Origin of the sequence: Pseudomonas silesiensis (assembly GCF_001661075.1) — a bacterium.
GTDB lineage: Bacteria > Pseudomonadota > Gammaproteobacteria > Pseudomonadales > Pseudomonadaceae > Aquipseudomonas > Aquipseudomonas silesiensis.
Genome location: NZ_CP014870.1, coordinates 2,039,266 through 2,059,281, shown reverse-complemented (window position 1 = coordinate 2,059,281; position 20,016 = coordinate 2,039,266). Strand labels below are relative to the sequence as shown.

Genomic DNA, 20,016 nt, shown 5'->3' with positions numbered 1-20,016 from the left:
GAGCGATCTCGTAGTCGAAGGCGGAATCAGGCGATTTTGCTTTCACAGCACACCGCTGCCCGTTCAGGACGGTCACCCATTTCATCAAGGCGTTTGGCATCAGGGCTCAACCAGTGCTTGTTGCTTTCCAGCACGGTGGTCAGCACTTGATGAACCCAATCAGGAAGATTCGGGTGCAGTCGGTAATACACCCATTGGCCTTGCCGACGGTCCGACAACAGGCCGCAAGTACGCAGTTGCGCTAGGTGCCTGGAGATTTTTGGCTGACTCTCGTTCAACGCGCAGGTCAGCTCGCAAACACAAAGCTCTCCTTCACGGGTGATGAGCATCATCGTGCGGACCCGAGTGTCGTCAGCAAGGCATTTGAAAACTGTGGTCGGTGTCAGATGGTCAGCCATATCGTTTTCTCAGTGTTTGTTTTTGACCAAGACGAACATCTTGATGCGCTCATGAATTTCGTGAAGGGTGTGACGGAAGGCATCGGGTTTGATGCTGGTGACCGGGTCTTCAAAACTCCAGGCCAATGCCTCACCCGCTCCAGGTAAAGACAGGCATTCCGCTGCGGCTTTATCACACAAGGTGATGACGTAATCGAAACGCTCACCACGGAACTCGTCTATCGACTTGCTACGTAACCCTTCAGTGCTCACACCGATGTGTGAAAGCGCCTCGAAGGTACGCGGATCTACCTGAGTTGGAGTTGTGCCGGCGCTGAACGCCTCGAAATGCTCCGAATCGGTATGCCTCAGCAACGCTTGGGCCAACTGGGAGCGTGCAGCGTTGGCAGTACAGACGAACAGGACACGGGCTTTGCTGGTCATTGTGAAGTCTCAGCTCATATGCGGTTTATCGAATATATGTTTTTCCGCATACAAGGTAAAGAGCCAACGACCCATTAATCCATCAAAACAATTGGACTTCGCCGAGCACCTTTAATGAAAGCTGTGTATTACGGCGCTAGCCAGCCTTCTGTGTCTCTTCAAATATCTGCGGTGGTGTATATATGGTTTCTGTAATGAATCTGTCACTCACGCAGAAATAGGTCGCTCCTTGGTTCAAGGACTACCTGGACGTGCAAAAGAATATAAGAAGGTCACCCCTAACCCGCCCCAGTCATCGAGGGCGGGTTCGGTTGCTGCGTACTACCCTTTGCAACAACCCGGCGAGGTACGAGGCGCGGCCTCAAGGATTATCTCTCCGGTGCCACAACAAGACGTCTGACTTGCCGAAGCCTTCAAGCGATCATCGACTTCATCGAAATCCGAGTTGCAAATGCCCGTTTCCGGGAGGATCAGCTCAACCCTTTTGGCCGCATCCCAATCACCCGCCAGCGCCGCGACGACAGAGCGAACTTGCTCATACCCAGTCATCAACAAGAACGTAGGCGCCCGACCATAGCTCTTCATCCCAACAATGAACAAACCTTCCTCAGGATGGGCCAGTTCTACCGCGCCATGGGGTCTAACCGTGCCGCAGCTGTGCTCGTTGGGATCAATCATTGGAGCAAGCAACACTGCGCTTTGGGTAGCAGGATCGAGTGCGACACGCAGCTCCGTGAGCAGGCTCATGTCAGGTCGGAATCCTGTCGCCACAATAATTTCGTCCACAGGTGGAAGTATCTGCTCTCCCGCCTTCACGACCAGCCCTTGGCCATTGCCTGCAACCTGATCGATAGCAACGTTTTTGAACAGCTCGATAACACCGTCATCCAGCAACTGGCGAATCTTCAGGCCGAGCTTTCCGCGCTCTTCCAATTGATCATTCGCACCACCACCCAGAATGCGCTCAAGAGAATTACCCCGGATTGCCCAGAGCACTTTGGTTTGCGGTGCCTCCTGAATCAGACGCACCAGCTCCTGTAGGGCGTTAAACGCGGAGTGACCACCGCCCACTACCAGCACTCTTTTGTTGGCATAGCGATTCCGCGCACGACCCAGCACCTCCGGAATGCCGTACGCAATGTGCGCTGCATGCTCGATCTCACCCAAGGCAGGTATGCCATGGGCGCCCATCCAGTTTGGTGTCAGGTAGGTGCCCGAGGCATCAATGACAGCGCTGGCCAGCACGTCCTGCTTACCCGTTGGCCCTGCGACACGCAGTAAAAAAGGAGCTGCCGATCTGCCTTGGGTCTTCATCACATCCTGACCGGCGCGAGTGACTGCTAGAACACGGGTATTGAGCTGCAAACGACGCTTGATCTGTTCGAGGTCCGCGAGAGGTCGAACAAACCGGTCCAGCAGTTCACGACCCGTTGGATACTCGTTCTCCGGTGGTGGAGTCCAACCATCGGCCAGCAGAAGTTTGGCCGCCTCCTTGTCCACATTGAACTCCCATGGAGAGAACATCTTCACATGCGCCCATTCTTCAATGCCGGACCCTGCTTCCGGACCAGCTTCCAGAATCAGGGGCGTGAGACCTCGGGCCAGCAGGTGAGCGGCTGCGGCGAGGCCCACTGGACCTGCTCCAATGATGGCGATCGGAAGGTGATTGTTTTCCATGATCGATTCCCTCTTCAGACTGGCTGATTGACCGGAAACAGGCGCTCGACAATCGCGCAGTCGAGCCAGCGTCCTTCCAGGCAGGCGTGTTTTTCATATACCCCCACTTGGCGGAAACCGCAGGCTTCGCACAAGGCGAGACTGGCGTGATTGAAGGTAAAAATGCGTGAAAGGACTTTCCAGAATCCGCGAGCTTCGGCTTCCGTCAGCAGTGTCTGAAGCAACTGCTTGCCAAGCCCCTGGCCGCGAACACTGCGATCCAGGTAGATGGAAAAATCCGCAATACCGTCGTAACAGGCACGGCCGCGATAACTACTGAGTCCAGCCCAGCCAAAAACCTGATCCGCCTCATCGACCATGACCAACACTGGATAACGCTCCATTGCGTTGATGCGATCCAGCATGTCCGCCGGGCTTCGAGGGGCAGTTTCAAACGTAGAGCTACGTTCCTCGATCCGCTGGTTGTAGATGGCTGCTATTGAAACGGTATCCTTGGGTTCAGCTAAACGAACTCGCATTGTTGGAGCCCCATTACGTTGGTAGTAACAACATTATTGGCAAAAAAAAGGGAAGTTCTTCCCTTTTCAATCCTTGTTCTTCACGGCAGGGCAGCACTCGCTCGCGAGCCCGCAGCGAATCTCTGTGGCCCGCGTAATCTGCCTGAGCAAACTCAACGCTCCCTGTCTGGCCTCGGCCGAGAGGTTCTCGATCATCGCTCGTTCTTCAGCAATCAGGCCTGCCCTGATTTTCTCGTATAACTCACGCCCGGCATCCGTTGCCTGGATTCGCACTGCGCGCCGATCTTCATCATCCTCAACGCGGGACACATACCCTTTGCGTTCCAGGGTATCGATCACTCGACTCGCCGTACTCTTGTCCAAGAACATCTCTTCCGCCAAGACCTGAAGGCGCAATGCGCCCCTTTTGACCAACGTCTCAACGGCATAGCATTGGGTTACAGACACGTCGTAACAGCAGATTCGGTCACGATCACGGAACTGATGGACGCGAACCAGCTGGTTCAGCGCCTCATACAATTCCTCGGAATCCTGTGTCAGCTGATCGTTTTTACGCTTCGTCATAACCGTCACAAATTAGTTGTTAGCTGCAACAATAATCCTGGTATTTCGGAATCGTCAACACCGATCTCTCGATTGACGATAACCAAAGGAAGGCGATAGCTTGTTGTTACTGACAACAAAAAAATGAGCACGTCGGTCATGACACTTCCAGAACAGATCCATCCCCCGATCAATCGCTCCAGACTCGTATGGGCGATGGGTTTCACTCAAATTCTCGCCTGGGGTTCGACCTACTACTTGCCCGCAGTGCTTGCGTCTCCGATAGCCAAAGAGACGGGATGGTCCATCACCAATGTGGTGGGCGGCCTGTCCTGGGGACTTTTGGTAGCGGGAGCTTCCTCGCCGGCCGTTGGTCGTCAGATTGACCGCCACGGCGGACGCTCTGTCCTAGCGGCCAGTTCACTGCTGCTGGCTCTCGGCATGCTACTAATGGGACTGGCGGGCAACGTTGCCACTTACTATGTCGCCTGGACGTTGATCGGTGTTGCCATGGCGGCGGGTTTATACGACGCAGCCTTCTCGACCCTGGGACGACTGTTCGGCGAAGGGGCTCGAACGTCAATTACCGGTCTGACCTTGTTAGGTGGGTTCGCCAGTACCATAGGTTGGCCGGTGATCGCTGGACTGGAAAGTTGGATCGGCTGGAGAAACGCCTGCTTTGTTCTCGCGGCTGCTCATCTCTTGATTGGGCTACCCATTCACTCGCTGTTGATTCCTGGAAGCACAAAACAACCACCCCACCCCGTCATAACAGAATCACCCCGCGCGTCCGAGCTTCACCCCAAGACCACCAATTATCTATTCTTATTGATTGGCGCCATGCTGACGGTTCTAGCGCTGGTCGTATCAGGTATCTCAGTACACCTGCTTAATGTCCTCAAGCAACTGGGAGTCGCGACCGCTGTGGCCTTGGCCATCGGCATGGTGATTGGTCCTTCGCAAGTCTTGGCACGGGTGGCAGAGTTTTCCATAGGCAGAAATCTCCACCCGACCTGGTCAGCGCGGGTTGGTGTGTTTCTATGCCTGGTCGGGTTGGGATTATTGATCTCAGGGATGCCCTGGATGGCCTTCGTGGCGATCGCATTCTACGGCGCAGGCAACGGCATCCTAACGATCGCTCGCGGCACCCTCCCCTTGGCGCTGTTTGGCCCGCAAGGCTACGGAGCGAGAATGGGGCTTCTCGCCAGGCCGGTACTCGTGGCCCAGGCCTGCGGCCCTATAGCCGCCGCATTTGTTTTGCAGAACTTTGGAGCCTCGGCACTACTTGTCGTTATGTGCGGTTTGGTTTTGCTGTGCTTCATCGCCAGCTGGCGCCTTCCAACGACTCGACGCACTGACTAAACGTTGCTGCGGTTGAGATTCGTCAACTGCCAAGTTGTCTTCTAAACAGGCATATCGCGGACAAATCGCATCAAGCTGGGCATGATGTAAGACGCATCCTGGCCGACACCTCTGAGGGTCGCTGAAGCAAAGTTCCGTTGCTTCGGCAGACCGACAAAATACAGCCCAGGTAGGTGCTCGACCTGCCCGTTACGATGAGCCCAATATTCATCGCCTGGGCATTCCAACCCGCTCAAAAATTCCAAGTTCGGGCGAAATCCGGTAGCAAACACCAGGCTATCGACTTCAGTGTGCTGCCCATCAGCCCAGATCACGCCGGTTGGTGTTATCGCCTCGAACATCGGCTTACGCTCGAACAACTTTTTCTTAAGGGCTCGACGATAGATCCCGTCATCAAGCACCGGCGTACTTTGGTCATTCAGCCAACGGGTTTTTTCCAACCCCGACCATTTCAGCCACGCATGAAAATCCAGACCCAGTATCTTTTGTGGAAAAAACCGAATTGGCTCCCTGCTTGCCAGCACGACTTTGCTCACATGGGCCAGTTCATAAGCAATTTGAACAGCCGAGTTCGCAGCACCGACCACAACCACTCGTTGATCACCAAAGCCTTCGGCATTTCGATATTCCGCGCTGTGCAAACTGCGCCCGAGAAAGCCCTGAAGCCCTTGAATATCTGGAATGAACGGCTGATTGAATCCCCCCGTACACACGACCAGCGCCCTGGAGCAGAAAATTTCTCCATCGTCCGTTTGAAGCTGAAACAGCCCGCGCACTCTTCGTACATGCTGCACACGGGTGTACTGACGAACTGGCAATCTGAATGCCTTTGCATAGTCTTCCAGATAGCGTACGACATCGTCACGAAGCGGGTAATGATCAGGTTCTGCCGGGAAGCGCATGCCTGGCAATGACGAGTAAGCAGCTGGAGAAAAAAGCTTCAGACTGTCGTAGTAATTGCGCCAATTCCCTCCCGGCGACCGCTCAGCATCCAAAATCAGGAACCTAAGGTTTTGCTGCTGTAAGTGCCAACCGCACGCTAATCCTGCCTGGCCTGCACCGATCACAATGACATCCAAGATTTCATTTATTACATTCATATATGCACACTCATGCACACTACAGAGCAAAAAAAACTATCCGGACGTACCTGGGCAGCAGAATGGGGCGAGGCTTTTCATATGCTGAAGAATGGCTTCGAGGCGTGTCACCACTGCCGGACCATCCACCTCGTAGAACATCTGCCTGCTGACCTTGGTACCGCGGACGATACCTGCCTCTAACAGTACTTGCAGGTGCCGGGAAACAACTGAGCGTTCCTGGGGCAGTGCTTCCGCAATCTCTCCGATGTCGGCGCGCCCCAGTTGCATCACGCGCTTGAGCACAGCCACACGCGAAGGCTCGCAAAGCGCCTTGAAGAAAGCGCCATCGAGAGACTCGATTGCAGCGTCAATTGCGCGGGATCGGTTAAGGATTCGATTGGTCATGCAACTGACTATATGTGCATATCTATGCACACGTCAACACTCTGCGATTGCGCCTCTCCTAGGGCTAAAAGCTGTACCGTGAAGGCAACCAACTGCCCGAGAAAGCCAACAATCTAGGGTGTAACCCCCATATGGTGTTGGTCAAGATTCCACCGAGAGCCAGTCGTTTTGTAGGGGTAAAAACGCTATAAAACAAAAAGGGGTCGCGAGATAAAATCTCGCAACCCATTGAATTACATGGTCGGGACGGAGTGATTCGAACACTCGACCCCTAGCACCCCATGCTAGTGCGCTACCGGACTGCGCTACGCCCCGACTAGGCGTGAAACTCATCCCTCATCTCGAGGGACGCTCAAGAATATATCGCAAGCTTTTGAAAACTGGAAGTATTTAAAAGCAGAAATTTATTTCTTGAGCACAACCAGCACATCTTCCAACTCGGCAATCATCTGCCGGATCATCTGTTTGTACTGGGTGGTGTCATCTTTGGCTTCATCGCCGGACAAACGCAAGCGTGCGCCGCCGATGGTGAACCCCTGATCGTAAAGAAGCGCGCGGATCTGCCGGATCATCAGCACGTCCTGGCGCTGATAATACCGGCGGTTTCCGCGGCGTTTGACGGGGTTGAGTTGAGGAAACTCCTGCTCCCAGTAGCGCAGCACGTGCGGCTTTACGGCGCACAGCTCGCTGACTTCACCGATGGTGAAGTAGCGTTTGCCGGGGATGACGGGTAGCTCGTCGTTATGACTTGGTTCCAGCATAAGCCTCAACTCGGGCCTTCAACTTCTGCCCTGGACGAAAGGTGACCACACGGCGAGCCGTGATCGGGATTTCTTCCCCCGTTTTCGGATTGCGGCCAGGCCGCTGGCGTTTGTCCCGCAGGTCGAAATTGCCGAAACCGGACAATTTGACCTGTTCGTTGTCTTCAAGAGCGTGCCTGATTTCTTCAAAAAACAGTTCGACCAATTCCTTGGCTTCCCGTTTGTTCAGGCCCAGCTCTTCATACAGACGTTCCGCCATCTCAGCTTTCGTCAAAGCCCCCATACGTCACTTCCTTAACGTGGCGTCCAACCTTTGTTCGAGCGAGGTGAGGATGTTTTGCGTCGTGGTATTCACCTCATCGTCATTAAGAGTGCGCGATGGATGCTGCCAGGTCAAGCCGACTGCAAGGCTTTTTCTATCAGGATCAATGCCTTTACCCTGATACACGTCAAATAGCCTGAGGTCTGTCAGCCACTCGCCTGCATTTTCACGGATTACGTCCAGTACGGCGCTGGCCGCGACGTCTTTGTGCGCGATCAGCGCCAGGTCACGTCGCACTTCAGGAAAGCGCGATAACTCCTGGAATTTAGGCATTTTACCCAAAGCCACTTCGGCCAGAACCAGCTCGAAGACGAAGACCGGACGGTCGAGACCGAGGGTTTTCGACAGTTCGGGATGGATCGCGCCGACGAAGCCGACCAGGCGACCTTCACGTTCGATGCGCGCGGTTTGACCCGGGTGCAAGGCAGGGTGTTTGCCCGGCACGAAGGTGAACGAATCCAGGGCACCGGCGAAGCCGAGTACCGCTTCCACATCAGCCTTGACGTCGAAGAAGTCGACGACATCGCGACCTTGTGCCCAGCCTTCCGGCAGGCGGCTGCCGCAGACTACGCCCGCGAGCATTGGCTCTTGCTTCAAGCCTTCCAGCTGGCCGACGAAACGCAGGCCGCTTTCGAACAGGCGGACGCGATCCTGTTGGCGGTTGAGGTTGTGCTGCAGCGCCTTGACCAGGCCTGGCCACAGCGAAGAGCGCATGGCGGCCATGTCGTTGGAGATCGGGTTGGCCAGCAGCAGCGGTTCGACACCCGGATTAAACAACTCGAATTGTTTCGGATCGATGAAGCTGTAGGTGATCGCTTCCTGGTAGCCACGGGCCACCAGCAGGCGGCGCAGCTCAGGCAGGTCGCTACGGGCTTCGGCCTTGGCTTGCGGTGCCAGGCGGGCTTGCGGGTAGCGCACCGGCAGGCGGTTGTAGCCGTACAGGCGGGCCAGTTCTTCGATCAGGTCGACTTCCAGGCTGATGTCGAAGCGATGGCTTGGCACTTCTACGCGCCACTGCCCTGCCCCGTCGGCGGCAACGGTCAGGCCGAGGGCGTTGAGCAGGCGCTCGACTTCGGCCGGGTTCATTTCCATGCCGAGCATCTGGGTGATGCGCTGGGCACGCAGGGTGACCGGGGCGATCTTCGGCAGGTGCTGTTCGCTGACGGTTTCGATGATCGGGCCGGCTTCGCCGCCGGTGATTTCCAGCAGCAGGCCGGTGGCGCGCTCCATGGCTTCACGGGCCAGCTGCCAGTCCACGCCACGCTCGTAGCGGTGCGAGGCGTCGGTGTGCAGGCCGTAGGAACGGGCCTTGCCGGCGACGGCGATCTGGTCGAAGAACGCGCTTTCGAGGAATATGTCGCGGGTGGTGGCGGTGTTGACGCCGCTGTGTTCGCCGCCCATGACGCCGGCGATGGCCAAGGCGCGGGTGTGGTCGGCGATCACCAGGGTATCGCTACGCAGGCTGACTTCCTGACCGTCGAGCAGTACCAGCTTCTCGCCTTCTTCGGCCATGCGCACGCGGATGCCGCCATTGATTTCGGCGAGGTCGAACGCGTGCAGCGGTTGACCCAGTTCCAGCATCACGTAGTTGGTGATGTCGACGGCGGCGTCGATGCTGCGCACGTCGGCGCGGCGCAGACGCTCGACCATCCACAGCGGCGTAGCCTTGGACAGGTCGACGTTACGGATCACGCGACCCAGGTAACGCGGGCAGGCGGCGGGCGCCAGCACTTCAACCGAGCGCACTTCGTCGTGCACGGCCGGCACGGTGGCGGTGACCGGACGGGTGACTTCGGTGGCGTACAGCGCGCCGACTTCACGGGCCAGGCCGGCCAGGGACAGGCAGTCGCCGCGGTTCGGGGTCAGGTCGACTTCGATGCTCGAGTCGTCCAGGCCCAGGTATTCACGGATGTCTTCGCCAACCGGCGCATCGGCCGGCAATTCCATCAGGCCGTCGTTGCCTTCACCGACTTGCAGCTCGGCTTGGGAGCACAGCATGCCGTTGGACTCGACGCCCCGCAGCTTGGCTTTCTTGATCTTGAAGTCGCCTGGCAGCTCGGCGCCGATCATGGCGAACGGGATCTTCAGGCCCGGGCGCACGTTGGGTGCACCGCATACCACCTGGAAGGTCTGCGAACCATTGCTTACCTGGCACACGCGCAGCTTGTCGGCGTCCGGGTGCGGCTCGGTGCTCAGCACCTCGCCCACGATCACACCGGTGAATTCACCGGCGGCCGGCGTAACGCTATCGACCTCAAGACCGGCCATCGACAGACGGGCAACCAGCTCGTCGCGACTTACCTGCGGGCTAACCCAAGCACGCAGCCATTTTTCACTGAATTTCATCCTGCTCTCCTAAGAATTCGTTACGACTAGCGAAATTGCGCGAGGAACCGCAAGTCGTTGTCGAAGAACAGACGCAAGTCGTTCACGCCGTAACGCAGCATGGCCAGACGCTCGACGCCCATGCCGAAGGCGAAGCCCGAAAACTCTTCCGGGTCGATCCCGGACATGCGCAGCACGTTGGGGTGAACCATGCCGCAGCCCATCACTTCCAGCCAGCCGGTCTGTTTGCAGACACGGCAGCCTTTACCGCTGCACATCACGCATTCCATGTCGACTTCAGCGGATGGCTCGGTGAACGGGAAGTACGAAGGACGGAAACGCACAGCCAGCTCTTTTTCGAAGAACACACGCAGGAACTCTTCGATGGTGCCTTTGAGGTCGGCGAAATTGATGTCGCGATCGATCAGCAGGCCTTCGACCTGGTGGAACATCGGCGAGTGGGTGATATCGGAGTCGCTGCGGTACACACGGCCTGGGCAGACGATGCGGATCGGCGGCTGTTTCGCTTCCATGGTGCGGACCTGTACCGGCGAGGTATGGGTGCGCAGCAACATGTTGGCATTGAAATAGAAGGTGTCATGCATCGACCGGGCCGGGTGATGGCCTGGGATGTTGAGCGCTTCGAAGTTGTGGTAGTCGTCTTCGACCTCAGGGCCTTCGGCAATGCCGTAGCCGATGTGGGTGAAGAACTGTTCGATACGTTCCAGAGTGCGGGTAACCGGATGCAGACCACCCGAGGTCTGGCCGCGGCCAGGCAGGGTCACGTCAATGGACTCGGCGGACAGTTTGGCGGCCAGGTCGGCCTCTTCAAACAGTGCCTTGCGCGCATTGAGAACCTCTGTGACACGCTCCTTGGCAACGTTGATCAGGGCGCCGACTTGCGGACGCTCTTCTGCCGGCAGATTCCCCAGGGTCTTCATCACCTGAGTCAATTCGCCCTTCTTGCCAAGGTAGTGAACCCGGATTTGCTCCAGGGCATTGATATCTTCAGCGCTTTGCACAGCCTCTAGTGCTTGAGAGACGAGCGCATCCAGGTTTTCCATGTACAGACTCCAGATACAAAATAGGGGAAGAGCTTGAAGGCTCTTCCCCTATTTATGACGTTTAACACCTGGCCCCACAGAGGTGAGGCCGGGTGACTGTCGGGGGTACTTAAGCCAAGGTGGCTTTAGCTTTCTCGACAATCGCAGCAAACGCCGCTTTTTCGTTCACTGCCAGATCAGCCAGAACCTTACGGTCGATCTCGATGGACGCTTTTTTCAGGCCGGCGATGAAACGGCTGTAGGACAGACCGTTGATACGTGCACCAGCGTTGATACGAGCGATCCACAGAGCGCGGAACTGACGTTTTTTCTGACGACGGTCACGGTAGGCGTATTGGCCTGCCTTGATTACCGCTTGCTTGGCAACACGGAATACGCGCGAACGAGCGCCGTAGTAGCCTTTAGCAAGTTTCAGAATTTTTTTGTGACGTTTACGGGCAATGACGCCACGCTTTACACGAGCCATGAGTTACTTCCTCTATTCTTGACTAAAATTAACGAAGGCGCAGCATGCGCTCGACTTTTGCCACGTCAGACGGATGCAGCAAGCTGCTACCGCGCAGTTGACGCTTACGCTTGGTCGACATTTTAGTCAGGATGTGGCTCTTGAAAGCGTGCTTGTGCTTGATACCGTTAGCAGTTTTCAGAAACCGCTTAGCAGCACCACTTTTAGTTTTCATTTTTGGCATGTTCGGATACTCCGCATTCAGTTGATAAACATAATCAGAAGGCCTGCCGTGCCCTATTGATTACTTCTTCTTTTTCGGGGCGATGACCATGATCAGCTGGCGTCCTTCCATCTTAGGATGCTGTTCGACCGAACCGTACTCGAGCAAGTCACCTTCAACTCGCTTGAGGAGTTCCATCCCCAGCTCCTGGTGGGCCATCTCACGGCCGCGGAATCGCAAGGATACCTTGGCCCTGTCCCCATCACTCAGGAAACGTACCAGGTTGCGCAGTTTTACCTGGTAATCCCCTTCCTCCGTCCCTGGACGAAACTTGATTTCTTTAACCTGAATCTGCTTCTGGTTTTTCTTGGCCGCGGCAATCTGCTTCTTCTTTTCGAAGATCGATTTGCCGTAGTCCATCAGTTTGCAAACAGGGGGTACTGCATCGGCGGAAATTTCCACCAGATCCAGTTTGGCCTCTTCAGCCTTAAGAAGCGCGTCTTCAATTGACACAATCCCAAGCTGTTCACCCTCAGCTCCAATTAACCGAACCTCGCGTGCCGAGATATTCTCGTTGATCGGGGCTTTCGGTGCAGCTCGTTTATCTTGTCTCATTTCACGCTTAATAGTAATTACTCCGAATCTGGGCGACCACGCCGGGAAACCGCTTGCGCGAGAAACTCAGCGAACTGGGCGACGGGCATCGAGCCCAGGTCAGCACCTTCACGAGTACGCACAGCGACAGTCTGCATCTCGACTTCCCGATCTCCGATAACCAAGAGATAGGGAACCTTGAGCAAGGTATGCTCGCGGATTTTAAAGCCGATCTTTTCATTTCTCAAGTCAGACTTGGCACGAAATCCGCTTTCGTTGAGGGTTTTTTCAACCTCGGCGGCAAAATCGGCCTGTTTATCAGTGATATTCATGATCACTGCCTGGGTCGGAGCCAGCCACGCGGGGAACGCACCCTCGTAGTGCTCGATCAGGATTCCGACGAAACGTTCGAAGGAGCCCAGGATCGCCCGGTGCAACATCACCGGGTGCTTGCGACTGTTGTCTTCGGAGACGTATTCGGCTCCCAGACGGATAGGCAGGTTAAAATCGAGCTGAAGGGTACCACATTGCCAGACACGGCCAAGGCAATCTTTCAGCGAAAATTCGATCTTCGGACCATAGAACGCACCCTCGCCCGGCTGCAGATCGTACGGCAGCCCAGCACTATCAAGGGCTGCAGCCAAGGCCGCTTCGGCGCGATCCCACAGCTCGTCGGAACCGACGCGTTTTTCCGGACGAGTGGACAGCTTCATCTCGACGTCTTTGAAGCCGAAGTCGGCGTAAACGTCCATGGTCAGCTTGATGAACGCGGCGGATTCGGCCTGCATCTGCTCTTCGGTGCAGAAGATGTGGGCGTCGTCCTGGGTGAAGGCACGCACGCGCATGATGCCGTGCAGCGCACCCGATGGCTCGTTACGGTGACAGGCACCGAATTCGGCCAGGCGCATCGGCAACTCGCGGTAGCTTTTCAGGCCCTGGTTGAACACCTGCACGTGGCACGGGCAGTTCATCGGCTTGATCGCGTAATCGCGGTTTTCCGACTGGGTGGTGAACATGTTGTCGCCGTAGTTGGCCCAGTGCCCGGATTTCTCCCACAGGCTGCGGTCAACGACTTGCGGCGTCTTGATCTCCAGGTAACCGTTGTCGCGCTGAACCTTGCGCATGTACTGCTCGAGCACCTGGTACAGGGTCCAGCCGTTCGGGTGCCAGAACACCATGCCCGGCGACTCTTCCTGGGTGTGGAACAGGCCCAGGCGCTTGCCGATCTTGCGGTGATCGCGCTTCTCGGCTTCTTCGATGCGCTGGATGTAAGCCGCCAGCTGCTTCTTGTCGGCCCAGGCGGTGCCGTAGACGCGCTGCAATTGCTCGTTCTTGGCATCGCCACGCCAGTAGGCGCCGGACAGCTTGGTCAGCTTGAAGGACTTCAGGAAGCGCGTGTTCGGCACGTGCGGACCGCGGCACATGTCGACGTATTCTTCGTGATAGTACAGGCCCATGGCCTGCTCGTTCGGCATGTCCTCGACCAGGCGCAGCTTGTAGTCTTCGCCGCGGGCCGTGAACACTTCGATCACTTCGGCGCGCGGAGTGACTTTCTTGATCACGTCGTAATCTTTTTCGATCAGCTGTTGCATGCGCTGTTCGATGGCGGCCAGGTCGTCCGGGGTGAAGGGACGTTCGAAGGCGATGTCGTAATAGAAGCCTTCGTCGATGACCGGGCCGATGACCATTTTGGCCGTCGGGTACAGCTGCTTGACCGCATGGCCAACCAGGTGGGCGCAAGAGTGGCGAATGATCTCCAGCCCCTCTTCATCCTTTGGCGTAATGATTTGCAGCGTGGAATCGCTGTCGATGAGGTCGCTGGCGTCGACCAGCTTGCCATTGACCTTGCCGGCCACGGTGGCCTTGGCCAGGCCGGCACCAATGGATGCGGCGACCTCGGCTACGGAAACCGGGTGATCGAATGAACGTTGACTGCCGTCGGGAAGAGTAATAGTTGGCATGGCGCCTCCTCTCCTAGTGGTGACCCCTACCAAAGGTCACGTGGGTTGGGATGAGCCAGTACAAGATCCGGTCCAGGCCATTCAATGACGAACGCCTGCCTTACAGCGGCAGGAGCCTTGCGGCCAACCGGGAAACCGAACCAGAGTGACTGGGATTCAAATCAGGGTTAATCGTGCATTTGCCGCCACCGGGACTGAAGGTCCGTCGGAGCCTGCAAACGCCCGAGCCACGCATGCTAGCACAGATGAACGGTTGCTACGGTGCGCAGGTTTTGCAGCAGGGTAAATTGGCTGTTTTTATGCCAGGGTGCTGAACTTGAAGCGTACTCTACCCCTCAGATAACAAGATAGTTGACCCACAAGGAGTATCCCAGCATGCGTCTGAATCGTTTATTCGCAGTCGTCGCCCCCGTCATTCTCCTGCTGCCACTGGCGGCCCACGCAGAATGGCCGAAAGGCGAACGAGAGAAATACATGGCTCAATGCGTTCCTGCCGCTGCCGAGAAGATTGGTACGCCAGCCGCGAAATCCCACTGTGCCTGCGGTGCCGATGCCATCAAATCGTACCCTGCCGCCGATATTCAGGCCCTGATGAACAACACGGCCAACGACACATTGAAGCGGGAGGCACTGGGCAAAATTGCAGCCTGCAAGGCCACCAAAAAAGAGTGAAAACAAGCTCGCTACCGCGCTCTCAGCCCCTGAAATACTGTTAAAAAGCGGCTGAAACAGCTCCTTTCGTACAATTTATTCAGGTTTTTCAGCTTTTTTTATCGCCTTGACGTTCGGCCGCAAGCCTTATAACACGGGGCTTTCAGCCGCTAAAGGGCACAAAGAAAACACGACTGGTCGGCAAACAGTGCGTCCGGGGGGCTCCCAAAGCGAACATTTCGACTATGATACCCCGGTGTGCCCAGTTGGCCTGAGCAGCACAGTACTACTGAAAATATATGTTTCTTGGAGATACACCATGTCTAATCGCCAAACCGGCACCGTTAAATGGTTCAACGATGAAAAAGGCTTCGGCTTCATCACTCCTCAAGGTGGCGGTGACGACCTGTTCGTACACTTCAAAGCTATCGAAAGCGACGGTTTCAAAAGCCTGAAAGAAGGCCAGACCGTTTCCTTCGTGGCTGAGAAAGGCCAAAAGGGTATGCAAGCTGCACAAGTCCGCCCAGAGTAAGTTTCTGGCGCACTAAAAAAACCCCGTCCATGTGACGGGGTTTTTTATGGGCGAAACAAAAACCTGAAGCGATCAGCCGCAGTTGACGCGGGTGACCACCCGGCTGGCGTCGGTGTTCAGGTTCAGGCGATCGGAGCGGTACTCCAGGGTCACCATGTCGGTGGGCAGGAGGAACCGGGCATTCTGTGCGCCTGCACGGGTGCGTGCCTGTTCCAGCAGTTCGGGCGAAGCCTTTTTGCCTATGGTGAATTCGGCAGCTTTTGCCTCACAACGGCTGTGTCCCGTGTCAGAGGTGGTGACAGGGTCTGTTGTCGACTCGGTGGAGGTAGTGCTGCAACCGGCCAACATCGCTGCGGCCAGCAAAGTACCCAATGACGCGAGCTTCCAAGGCATGAAGCCTCCTTTTTTCAATAGTTGAGCTGAGATCGTGCGACCGCCAATCTGGCGTTTGGTTTCCCGGGGCGTGCTAGCACCCTGCCCTCGATCATGAAAAGCGGCGAGTTTGCCTGAGCATTCGCGGCTGTCCACCGCGTAATCATGACTGAATATGAACAAGTCTCAATAGACGTCGATGTAATCGAAAGGCGGATTCGGCCAGTTCTCTTTCAGCGCGTTGAAGATCTGCATGACCCAGACCTCGTCACTGGCTGCGACACGCCCGACATAACCTGAGCCCTTGGCCCAGGTTTCGAGGCGAAACGAGAGTCCGTCGATGTCGGTGCCACCCACGACGCCCGACGAAATATAGGCGATGCCGCCCTTGGTCACCCGCACCTGCGTGTGCTCATCATCGCTGGCAGAAGCCAGCAACTGGCGCACCGCTTCAAGGGTCAAGCCGTCAGGGGTGTTCAAATCGATCTGCACAGCACGGTCCTTGAAAAATCCATCAAAGGCCAAGTGTCGCATAGCCCTCCCCTGATGCCTAAGTCGCAGTGCCAAACGTCGCGCAAAATGGTTAACTTCACACTCAGACTTTCCCGACTTCACGAGCATCATCATGACCACCGTAAGTATCGACGCCAACATCAATGCCAAGTGGTCGCAGGGCCATAGTTCCTACAGCCCCGGCAGCCCGGAAGAGTTGGCAATCATCGCGATCGATCTGTTGGTCAAGGAGCTGGGCACCGAAGCCGCCCGCTCATTCATCACGCAGGTGTTCACCAAGTACCCGGAAACTTACAAGGGTATAGAGCAGACAGCCAGGAACTGAGCCCTGCAGGCTGGCACCTGCGGGCCGGCGGCTTATTTCAGCCGTGCCAGACGTTCCGTCAGCAGGTCGAAGAAGCCCTGAGCGTCGCCGCTTTCAACCCAGAAGGCATTCTTCGGGGCCTTCAGGCCGTCATACCAGTCGACGATGGTCTGGCCAAAGGTCGGGCCTTCGCGGCTGTCGACCACCACGTTCACTGAACGACCGGTGAACAGCTCCGGCTTTAGCAGGTAGGCGATGACCGTGGCGTCATGCACCGGGCCACCCGCAAGGCCGTAATGTTCCATGTCGCCTTTGATGTACTCATTGAGAATATTGCCCACCAGTTTGCTGGCAGTGTTGTCGATTGCCGCGATCTGCTTCAGGCGTGCCTCGCTGGTGAGAATCTTGTGGGTCACATCCAGCGGCAGGTACGTGAGTTTCACGCCACTCTTGAGTACGACCTCAGCGGCCTGCGGATCGGCGAACAGGTTGAACTCGGCCACCGGCGTGATATTGCCGCCGTTGAAGTGCGCCCCGCCCATGACTACCACCTCCTTGATGCCCTGAACGATTCCGGGCTCCTGGATCAAGGCCAGCGCCAGGTTGGTCTGCGGACCGAGCATGGCGAGGGTGATGCTGTGGGGCCTGGCGCTCTTCAAGGTATCGATCAGGTAATTGACCGCGCTGCCTTCGGCCAGGCCCGTCGTCGGCTCGTGGACGGCGACACCCGACATGCCTTCCGCGCCATGGATGTCCTCGGCGTAGATCGGCGTGCGCAGCAGCGGTTTCGACGCGCCCGCATACACCGGCACCTCTTCGCGCCCCGCCCACTCGCGGGCCAGCCGCGCATTGCGCGACGTCTTGTCCAGGCGAACATTGCCGGCGACGGTGGTCAGCGCGCGGATGTTCAGTTCTTGCGGCGACGCCAGGGCAAACAGCAAGGCCACCACGTCGTCGGCACCCGGGTCGGTGTCGATGATCAGGTCGATCTGTTGCGCCGCCTGGGCGCTTGTTGCGGTCATCAGGGACAAAAGCAGCAGACTCCGTAGCAGGTGATGCAGTTTCTGAGCATAGCGGTACATGGCGCACTCCTTGTGCGTGAAGAATCAACAGTTAAAACGTGACCCCGGCCACCAGAATGATGTTGCAGTAAGGCTGACACTCACCCGTGCGAACAATCGCCCGCGCCTGACGGCTGAGGACTTTGAATTGTTCATGGCTGAGCCACTCACGCCGACCCAATGCACCTTCGGCATCCAGTTCATCCAGTGTCGCCAGTGCCGAGGGTTTCTTGTCCAGAATCTCTTGCGCCAGTACGTGGCTTTCGACCTGCATTTCGCTGAGCACGACCTTCAAGGTGCCGGCGAAATCCGGAATGCCGTGGGTCAGCGCCAGGTCGATCAGTTCGACGCCCGGTGGCACCGGCAGGCCAGCGTCGCCAATCACCACCCTGTCGCCATGGCCCAGGGAGGCGATCAGTCGCGACAGCGCGATGTTGAGCAAGGGTGTCTTCTTCATGGTGCTTTGAACGCCTGGACGTCGGACAAGGTGGGAATCGAGGGTTGCGCACCGGCACGGGTCACCGACAGCGCCGCAGCGCTCTGGCCGAATCGAATCGCCTCGGCTTCGCTTTTGCCGGCCGCCAGCGCCGCGGCGAAACCACCGACGAAGGTGTCGCCGGCCGCAGTGGTATCGACGGCCTTTACCTGCAGCGCCGGAAAATGTTCGATGCCTGTGCCGTTGGCAAACAGCGCGCCCTGCGCCCCCAGGGTGATGATCACCTTGGCGGCACCCAGGGCGATCAAGCGGGCGGCGGCCGTTTTGGCGGTGTCCAGGGAATCCACGGGCAAACCGCTGAGGGCCGAGGCTTCGCTTTCGTTGGGAATCAGGTAATCGATGGCCGCATACCAGTCCGCCGGCAGCGGATGACTGGCTGGCGCCGGATTCAACATCACGGTCTTGCCCGACGCCCGGCCGCGCTTGAGCGCATGGCCGACCGTGGCGTCCGGCACTTCCAGCTGGCAGATGATCACATCCGCCGCCTGCAACACCGCGTCGAAACGGTCGATCACTTCCGGCGTCAACGCGCCGTTGGCACCGGCGACAATCACGATCGCATTCTGGCTGGCGTCATCGACCACGATCAGCGCCACGCCGCTGGAATCGTCGACCACGCTGACCGCCTGGCAATCGATCCGCTCGGCCAACAACGCCCCGCGCAGCTGTTCGCCATAGGCATCGTTGCCGACACAACCGACCATCGACACCTGAGCGCCCAGCCGAGCCGCGGCCACCGCCTGATTCGCGCCCTTGCCACCGGACACCGTGGCAAACGACCGGCCGATCAGCGTTTCGCCGCCACGGGGCAGCCGCGGCGCCCGGGTTACCAGGTCCATGTTCAGGCTGCCTATCACCACTACTTTTGCTGGCATATGTCACACTCAATTCGGTTTCAGCGAAGCATTCGTTTTTTAGAGCATTCGTTTGTTTGGAGCTTTGCGGATTGATGGAGCTCACGGCTCAGCGATATTCAGAGAACACCCCGGCCAGCGGCGCCGTCGATTCGCGCAGGACAATACTGGGTGTCACGATGCGTTGATCGGTAGCCATGGCCGGTGTGGCGATCCGGCGCAACAGCACTTCAGCGGCCATCTCCCCGAGTTGCAGGATCGACTGGCCGACGGTGGTCAGCGCCGGGTAGACATAACGGCTGATCTGGATATCGTCGAAGCCGATCACCGACAGCTCGGTCGGCACTCGAATATTGCGCTCGGCGGCGGCTCGCAGCACGCCGATGCCGATCATGTCGTTGCCGGCAAATATCGCGCTGGGCGGGTTCTTCGCCAGCAGGATCGCCGCCGCGTCGTAGCCGCCGGTGCTGGTGAAGTCGCTTTCCAGCATGCGTTCGCGAGGCACCGTGACACCCGCCTCCTGCAAGGCGCGGCAATAACCGGCCAGGCGCATCTGCGCCACGCTGGTGTTCGCCGGACCGCCGATGGTGGCAATGTCCCGATGCCCCAACTCCAGCAAGTGCCGGGTCGCCAGATAGGCGCCGTACTCGTGATCGATGCGTACCAGGTCGGCATCGACACCCTCCAGCCCCCGGTCGACGATCACCATCGGCGTGCGCACGCCAGCCAGGCCTTGCGCCAGACCTGCGTCGCCGCCGGCCGACGCCACGATCAAACCGTCGATACGCTTTTCCAGCAGCACCCGCAGGTAGCTGCGCTGCTTGTCCGGGTTGTCGTCGGAATTGCACAGGATCACGCAATAGCCATTGCGCTCGCAGTAGTCCTCGATGCCCCGCGCCAGTTCGGCGAAGTACGGGTTGAGGCTATTGGGCACCAACAGGCCGATGGTTGCCGTGGTCTTGGCCTTGAGCGATCGGGCCACCGCACTGGGTACGTAGTCGAGCGTCTTGATCGCGGCCTCGACCTTGACCCGCACTTCTTCGCTGACCGGCCGGGTCTTGTTCACCACATGGGACACCGTGGTGTAGGAAATTCCCGCCAGCGCTGCTACATCCTTGATGGTTGCCATG

26 protein-coding genes and 1 tRNA gene are annotated in these 20,016 nt (G+C 57.6%); 4 read left to right on the top strand and 23 right to left on the bottom strand.

The features are described from left to right. Nucleotides 1-26 precede the first annotated feature (26 nt). The 6 genes from PMA3_RS09435 to PMA3_RS33405 form a co-directional block, all read right to left on the bottom strand. Nucleotides 27-398 carry a metalloregulator ArsR/SmtB family transcription factor gene (locus PMA3_RS09435; RefSeq protein ID WP_010455862.1) on the bottom strand — a complete coding sequence of 124 codons (372 nt, stop codon included), beginning with the start codon at nt 396-398 and terminating at the stop codon, nt 27-29. A gap of 9 nt (nt 399-407) precedes the next feature. After that, complete coding sequence (locus PMA3_RS09430) at nt 408-821, bottom strand: arsenate reductase ArsC (protein WP_064676889.1); 414 nt, start codon at nt 819-821, stop codon at nt 408-410. 321 nt (nt 822-1,142) lie between these two features. After that, the gene (locus PMA3_RS09425; protein WP_064676888.1) at nt 1,143-2,498 is read right to left on the bottom strand and encodes an FAD-dependent oxidoreductase; all 1,356 of its coding nucleotides are present in this window, start codon (nt 2,496-2,498) and stop codon (nt 1,143-1,145) included. 14 nt (nt 2,499-2,512) lie between these two features. Then, nucleotides 2,513-3,016: an arsinothricin resistance N-acetyltransferase ArsN1 family A gene (locus PMA3_RS09420; protein WP_064676887.1), complete on the bottom strand. Its 504-nt coding sequence runs from the start codon at nt 3,014-3,016 to the stop codon at nt 2,513-2,515. Between the two features lie 66 nt (nt 3,017-3,082). Beyond that, on the bottom strand, nt 3,083-3,580 hold the full coding sequence (locus PMA3_RS09415; protein ID WP_064676886.1) for a MarR family winged helix-turn-helix transcriptional regulator: 498 nt from the start codon (nt 3,578-3,580) through the stop codon (nt 3,083-3,085). Between the two features lie 5 nt (nt 3,581-3,585). Further along, the gene (locus PMA3_RS33405; protein WP_256557700.1) at nt 3,586-3,720 is read right to left on the bottom strand and encodes a hypothetical protein; all 135 of its coding nucleotides are present in this window, start codon (nt 3,718-3,720) and stop codon (nt 3,586-3,588) included. Between PMA3_RS33405 and PMA3_RS09410 the strand changes: the two genes are divergently transcribed. Beyond that, the gene (locus tag PMA3_RS09410) at nt 3,719-4,921 is read left to right on the top strand and encodes an MFS transporter (RefSeq protein WP_064680651.1); all 1,203 of its coding nucleotides are present in this window, start codon (nt 3,719-3,721) and stop codon (nt 4,919-4,921) included. The genes PMA3_RS33405 and PMA3_RS09410 overlap by 2 nt on opposite strands. Nucleotides 4,922-4,962: 41 nt before the next feature. Here PMA3_RS09410 and PMA3_RS09405 read toward each other — a convergent pair whose 3' ends face one another. The 11 genes from PMA3_RS09405 to thrS all read right to left on the bottom strand — a co-directional run bounded on the left by PMA3_RS09405 (nt 4,963) and on the right by thrS (nt 14,103). Further along, nucleotides 4,963-6,021 (bottom strand): flavin-containing monooxygenase, encoded by a 1,059-nt coding sequence (locus PMA3_RS09405; RefSeq protein WP_064676885.1) that lies wholly within the window; start codon nt 6,019-6,021, stop codon nt 4,963-4,965. Between the two features lie 36 nt (nt 6,022-6,057). Continuing rightward, a complete protein-coding gene (locus tag PMA3_RS09400; protein ID WP_064676884.1) occupies nt 6,058-6,408 on the bottom strand; it encodes an ArsR/SmtB family transcription factor in 351 nt (116 codons plus the stop codon). A gap of 238 nt (nt 6,409-6,646) precedes the next feature. Beyond that, nucleotides 6,647-6,723, bottom strand: a tRNA-Pro gene (locus PMA3_RS09395). An 89-nt stretch (nt 6,724-6,812) separates the two neighbouring features. Further along, a complete protein-coding gene (locus PMA3_RS09390; protein ID WP_003179985.1) occupies nt 6,813-7,169 on the bottom strand; it encodes a MerR family transcriptional regulator in 357 nt (118 codons plus the stop codon). Continuing rightward, nucleotides 7,150-7,452, bottom strand: coding sequence for an integration host factor subunit alpha (gene ihfA / locus PMA3_RS09385; RefSeq protein ID WP_002553164.1), 303 nt, complete (start codon nt 7,450-7,452; stop codon nt 7,150-7,152). The genes PMA3_RS09390 and ihfA overlap by 20 nt, the downstream gene beginning before the upstream one ends. A gap of 3 nt (nt 7,453-7,455) precedes the next feature. After that, complete coding sequence (pheT, locus tag PMA3_RS09380) at nt 7,456-9,837, bottom strand: phenylalanine--tRNA ligase subunit beta (RefSeq protein WP_064676883.1); 2,382 nt, start codon at nt 9,835-9,837, stop codon at nt 7,456-7,458. A 26-nt stretch (nt 9,838-9,863) separates the two neighbouring features. Continuing rightward, the gene (gene pheS / locus PMA3_RS09375; protein WP_064676882.1) at nt 9,864-10,880 is read right to left on the bottom strand and encodes a phenylalanine--tRNA ligase subunit alpha; all 1,017 of its coding nucleotides are present in this window, start codon (nt 10,878-10,880) and stop codon (nt 9,864-9,866) included. 109 nt (nt 10,881-10,989) lie between these two features. Further along, entirely contained in the window at nt 10,990-11,346 is a 357-nt protein-coding gene (rplT, locus tag PMA3_RS09370; RefSeq protein WP_007905879.1) for a 50S ribosomal protein L20, read from the bottom strand. 28 nt (nt 11,347-11,374) lie between these two features. Further along, nucleotides 11,375-11,569 carry a 50S ribosomal protein L35 gene (rpmI, locus tag PMA3_RS09365; protein WP_002553160.1) on the bottom strand — a complete coding sequence of 65 codons (195 nt, stop codon included), beginning with the start codon at nt 11,567-11,569 and terminating at the stop codon, nt 11,375-11,377. 60 nt (nt 11,570-11,629) lie between these two features. Continuing rightward, nucleotides 11,630-12,181, bottom strand: a complete 552-nt coding sequence (gene infC / locus PMA3_RS09360) for a translation initiation factor IF-3 (protein WP_169857083.1) — start codon at nt 12,179-12,181, stop codon at nt 11,630-11,632. Further along, entirely contained in the window at nt 12,181-14,103 is a 1,923-nt protein-coding gene (gene thrS / locus PMA3_RS09355) for a threonine--tRNA ligase (RefSeq protein WP_064676881.1), read from the bottom strand. Before thrS ends, infC begins: the two co-directional genes overlap by 1 nt. Before the next feature lie 375 nt (nt 14,104-14,478). Between thrS and PMA3_RS09350 the strand changes: the two genes are divergently transcribed. Both PMA3_RS09350 and PMA3_RS09345 read left to right on the top strand, forming a co-directional pair. Next, nucleotides 14,479-14,775, top strand: coding sequence for a hypothetical protein (locus tag PMA3_RS09350; RefSeq protein ID WP_064676880.1), 297 nt, complete (start codon nt 14,479-14,481; stop codon nt 14,773-14,775). 298 nt (nt 14,776-15,073) lie between these two features. Next, nucleotides 15,074-15,286, top strand: coding sequence for a cold-shock protein (locus tag PMA3_RS09345; RefSeq protein WP_003179963.1), 213 nt, complete (start codon nt 15,074-15,076; stop codon nt 15,284-15,286). A gap of 72 nt (nt 15,287-15,358) precedes the next feature. Here the strand turns inward: PMA3_RS09345 and PMA3_RS09340 are convergent, their stop codons facing one another. After that, a complete protein-coding gene (locus PMA3_RS09340; protein WP_064676879.1) occupies nt 15,359-15,679 on the bottom strand; it encodes an I78 family peptidase inhibitor in 321 nt (106 codons plus the stop codon). A gap of 165 nt (nt 15,680-15,844) precedes the next feature. After that, on the bottom strand, nt 15,845-16,150 hold the full coding sequence (locus PMA3_RS09335; protein ID WP_064680650.1) for a hypothetical protein: 306 nt from the start codon (nt 16,148-16,150) through the stop codon (nt 15,845-15,847). 133 nt (nt 16,151-16,283) lie between these two features. On the opposite strand from PMA3_RS09335, the gene PMA3_RS09330 reads away from it, so the two are divergent. Continuing rightward, nucleotides 16,284-16,496: a hypothetical protein gene (locus PMA3_RS09330; RefSeq protein WP_064676878.1), complete on the top strand. Its 213-nt coding sequence runs from the start codon at nt 16,284-16,286 to the stop codon at nt 16,494-16,496. Nucleotides 16,497-16,528: 32 nt separating this feature from the next. Here PMA3_RS09330 and PMA3_RS09325 read toward each other — a convergent pair whose 3' ends face one another. The 4 genes from PMA3_RS09325 to PMA3_RS09310 form a co-directional block, all read right to left on the bottom strand. Further along, nucleotides 16,529-17,557 (bottom strand): nucleoside hydrolase, encoded by a 1,029-nt coding sequence (locus tag PMA3_RS09325; RefSeq protein ID WP_064676877.1) that lies wholly within the window; start codon nt 17,555-17,557, stop codon nt 16,529-16,531. Between the two features lie 31 nt (nt 17,558-17,588). Next, a complete protein-coding gene (rbsD, locus tag PMA3_RS09320; RefSeq protein ID WP_064676876.1) occupies nt 17,589-17,993 on the bottom strand; it encodes a D-ribose pyranase in 405 nt (134 codons plus the stop codon). Next, nucleotides 17,990-18,907 (bottom strand): ribokinase, encoded by a 918-nt coding sequence (gene rbsK, locus PMA3_RS09315; protein ID WP_064676875.1) that lies wholly within the window; start codon nt 18,905-18,907, stop codon nt 17,990-17,992. Before rbsK ends, rbsD begins: the two co-directional genes overlap by 4 nt. An 88-nt stretch (nt 18,908-18,995) precedes the next feature. Next, a complete protein-coding gene (locus PMA3_RS09310) occupies nt 18,996-20,015 on the bottom strand; it encodes a LacI family DNA-binding transcriptional regulator (RefSeq protein WP_064676874.1) in 1,020 nt (339 codons plus the stop codon). Between the last annotated feature and the right edge of the window lies 1 nt (nt 20,016).

Excerpts from the sequence above, each read along its gene's own strand:
- PMA3_RS09340 (WP_064676879.1), bottom strand. The coding sequence starts at position 15,679 with ATGCCTTGGAAGCTCGCGTCATTGGGTACTTTGCTGGCCGCAGCGATG.
- ihfA (WP_002553164.1), bottom strand. The coding sequence starts at position 7,452 with ATGGGGGCTTTGACGAAAGCTGAGATGGCGGAACGTCTGTATGAAGAG.
- PMA3_RS09435 (WP_010455862.1), bottom strand. The coding sequence starts at position 398 with ATGGCTGACCATCTGACACCGACCACAGTTTTCAAATGCCTTGCTGAC.
- PMA3_RS33405 (WP_256557700.1), bottom strand. The coding sequence starts at position 3,720 with ATGACCGACGTGCTCATTTTTTTGTTGTCAGTAACAACAAGCTATCGC.
- PMA3_RS09330 (WP_064676878.1), top strand. The coding sequence starts at position 16,284 with ATGACCACCGTAAGTATCGACGCCAACATCAATGCCAAGTGGTCGCAG.
- pheS (WP_064676882.1), bottom strand. The coding sequence starts at position 10,880 with ATGGAAAACCTGGATGCGCTCGTCTCTCAAGCACTAGAGGCTGTGCAA.
- PMA3_RS09415 (WP_064676886.1), bottom strand. The coding sequence starts at position 3,580 with ATGACGAAGCGTAAAAACGATCAGCTGACACAGGATTCCGAGGAATTG.
- PMA3_RS09420 (WP_064676887.1), bottom strand. The coding sequence starts at position 3,016 with ATGCGAGTTCGTTTAGCTGAACCCAAGGATACCGTTTCAATAGCAGCC.
- rbsD (WP_064676876.1), bottom strand. The coding sequence starts at position 17,993 with ATGAAGAAGACACCCTTGCTCAACATCGCGCTGTCGCGACTGATCGCC.
- rpmI (WP_002553160.1), bottom strand. The coding sequence starts at position 11,569 with ATGCCAAAAATGAAAACTAAAAGTGGTGCTGCTAAGCGGTTTCTGAAA.
- PMA3_RS09410 (WP_064680651.1), top strand. The coding sequence starts at position 3,719 with ATGACACTTCCAGAACAGATCCATCCCCCGATCAATCGCTCCAGACTC.
- rbsK (WP_064676875.1), bottom strand. The coding sequence starts at position 18,907 with ATGCCAGCAAAAGTAGTGGTGATAGGCAGCCTGAACATGGACCTGGTA.
- PMA3_RS09390 (WP_003179985.1), bottom strand. The coding sequence starts at position 7,169 with ATGCTGGAACCAAGTCATAACGACGAGCTACCCGTCATCCCCGGCAAA.
- thrS (WP_064676881.1), bottom strand. The coding sequence starts at position 14,103 with ATGCCAACTATTACTCTTCCCGACGGCAGTCAACGTTCATTCGATCAC.
- pheT (WP_064676883.1), bottom strand. The coding sequence starts at position 9,837 with ATGAAATTCAGTGAAAAATGGCTGCGTGCTTGGGTTAGCCCGCAGGTA.
- PMA3_RS09310 (WP_064676874.1), bottom strand. The coding sequence starts at position 20,015 with ATGGCAACCATCAAGGATGTAGCAGCGCTGGCGGGAATTTCCTACACC.
- PMA3_RS09405 (WP_064676885.1), bottom strand. The coding sequence starts at position 6,021 with ATGAATGTAATAAATGAAATCTTGGATGTCATTGTGATCGGTGCAGGC.
- rplT (WP_007905879.1), bottom strand. The coding sequence starts at position 11,346 with ATGGCTCGTGTAAAGCGTGGCGTCATTGCCCGTAAACGTCACAAAAAA.
- PMA3_RS09350 (WP_064676880.1), top strand. The coding sequence starts at position 14,479 with ATGCGTCTGAATCGTTTATTCGCAGTCGTCGCCCCCGTCATTCTCCTG.
- PMA3_RS09325 (WP_064676877.1), bottom strand. The coding sequence starts at position 17,557 with ATGTACCGCTATGCTCAGAAACTGCATCACCTGCTACGGAGTCTGCTG.
- PMA3_RS09430 (WP_064676889.1), bottom strand. The coding sequence starts at position 821 with ATGACCAGCAAAGCCCGTGTCCTGTTCGTCTGTACTGCCAACGCTGCA.
- PMA3_RS09400 (WP_064676884.1), bottom strand. The coding sequence starts at position 6,408 with ATGACCAATCGAATCCTTAACCGATCCCGCGCAATTGACGCTGCAATC.
- PMA3_RS09345 (WP_003179963.1), top strand. The coding sequence starts at position 15,074 with ATGTCTAATCGCCAAACCGGCACCGTTAAATGGTTCAACGATGAAAAA.
- PMA3_RS09425 (WP_064676888.1), bottom strand. The coding sequence starts at position 2,498 with ATGGAAAACAATCACCTTCCGATCGCCATCATTGGAGCAGGTCCAGTG.